Source organism: Dietzia sp. DQ11-38-2 (assembly GCF_014145055.1).
GTDB lineage: Bacteria > Actinomycetota > Actinomycetes > Mycobacteriales > Mycobacteriaceae > Dietzia.
On sequence record NZ_JAALDW010000482.1, the window covers coordinates 1,646 to 3,290 of the forward strand.

Genomic DNA, 1,645 nt, shown 5'->3' on the forward strand with positions numbered 1-1,645 from the left:
TACTCTGGACGCATGTCCCCCGACGTGCGCACCGACCTCGACGCCATCCCCTCGTACGTACCCGGCGCCACCGTCCCGGGCGCGATCAAGCTCGCCTCCAACGAGACGACCGCGGGCCCGCTCCCGAGCGTGGCGGCCGCCATCGTGGACGCGGCGGCAGGGGTGAACCGCTACCCGGACATCACGGCCGGGGCCCTCGTCTCCCGACTGTCGGAGTACCTCGGTATCCCAACGGAGAACGTCACGGCGGGGTGCGGGTCGGTCGCGCTGTGCCAGCAACTCGTGCAGGCGGTGTGCGCCCCGGGGGACGAGGTGCTCTTCGGCTGGAGATCGTTCGAGGCGTACCCGATCATCGCGCGCATCGCCCACGCCGTCCCCGTCGCGATCCCCAACCGCTCCGACGGCACCCTCGATCTCGACTCCCTCGCCGATGCCGTGACCGACCGGACCCGGGTCATCTTCGCGTGCACCCCCAACAACCCCACGGGTCCGGCGGTCTCCCGGGCCGCGCTCACCGCGTTCCTGGACCGCATCCCGGAGCGGGTCACCGTGGCGCTGGACGAGGCCTACTACGAGTACCTCCGATCCGAGGACCCGATCGACGGCGTCGCCGAGTCCATGGCCCGGCCGAACGTCGTGGCACTGCGGACGTTCTCCAAGGCGTACGGTCTGGCGGGCCTGCGCGTGGGCTACCTCACCGGACCAGCGGGGCTGGTGGCATCGGTGGGGAAGATGGTCGTCCCCTTCTCGGTGAGCTCGCTCGCCCAGGCCGCGGGGATCGCATGCCTCGAGGCCGGCGACGAGCTCCGCGCCCGCACGGACGCGGTGGTCGCGGAACGGGAAAGGGTCCGTGAGGCGCTGCTCGGACTCGGGCACGCCGTCCCGGACAGCCAGGCCAACTTCGTGTGGCTGCCGCTCGGGGACGCCGCGGCGGCGTTCGACGCACACTGCCGCGACCACCTCGTCATCACGAGGTGCTTCGCCGGAGACGGGGTGCGGGTGACGATCGGCGACCCGGCGGAAAACGACCGCCTACTCGCCGCCGCCCGCACTTTTGTGATCGGAACGTGACTGTTCCGGCGGGCTCCCGTGACCTCGCACCGGCACAGTGGTCGGGGTTCGAGGGGGCGGAGTGGTGCTCCCGCTCGCGGCCCCACGTGTCCGCGTGCCCGACCTGGGCGGGACCCGAAGGAGCCGGATGAGACAGAAGAGTTCATGGGACAGCGTGAACTCCTCGCCCATCCAGGTCGCCCTGTGGTCGGGTTCACAGTCAGCCGCCGCCGTCCGCGGCGCGCAGTCCTCGCCCCGTCGCCTCGCCGGGGTTATCACGCTGGTGCTCACGGCCATCGGCGCGCTGGTCCTCACCCTCGCCTCCGCGCCCGCCGCCGACGCCCGCCCCGGCGAGTCGGGCCGGCCGTGGACGCCCTCGGTGGAGACGCAGTCGGTGCGGATCCTCGGAATCGGGGAGTTCTCCGGCGCGCTCACCCGACCGGTGGGGTTCCAGGGCCAGCTCCGGGACGGCTCGGGGAACGTGCGACCGGCGGGCGGGGGGTCCCACCTCGCCGCGACGGTGGGCAAGCTGCGAGACCAGTCCGGTGACGCGATGCTGCTCGCCACCGGTGACTCCATCGGCGGGACGTCCCCA

Annotated in this window: 1 protein-coding gene and 1 pseudogene; both read left to right on the forward strand. The window is 72.4% G+C overall.

The genetic code is table 11. The features are described 5' to 3' along the window. Window positions 1-12 precede the first annotated feature (12 nt). Window positions 13-1,071 (forward strand): pyridoxal phosphate-dependent aminotransferase, encoded by a 1,059-nt coding sequence (locus tag G6026_RS15060; protein WP_182613649.1) that lies wholly within the window; start codon window positions 13-15, stop codon window positions 1,069-1,071. A 127-nt stretch (window positions 1,072-1,198) separates the two neighbouring features. Continuing rightward, window positions 1,199-1,645: pseudogene (locus G6026_RS17620) on the forward strand (bifunctional metallophosphatase/5'-nucleotidase); the annotation flags it as partial.

What these genes read in the sequence shown, in the direction of transcription:
- G6026_RS15060 (WP_182613649.1), top strand. Translation starts at nt 13, where the DNA reads ATGTCCCCCGACGTGCGCACCGACCTCGACGCCATCCCCTCGTACGTA.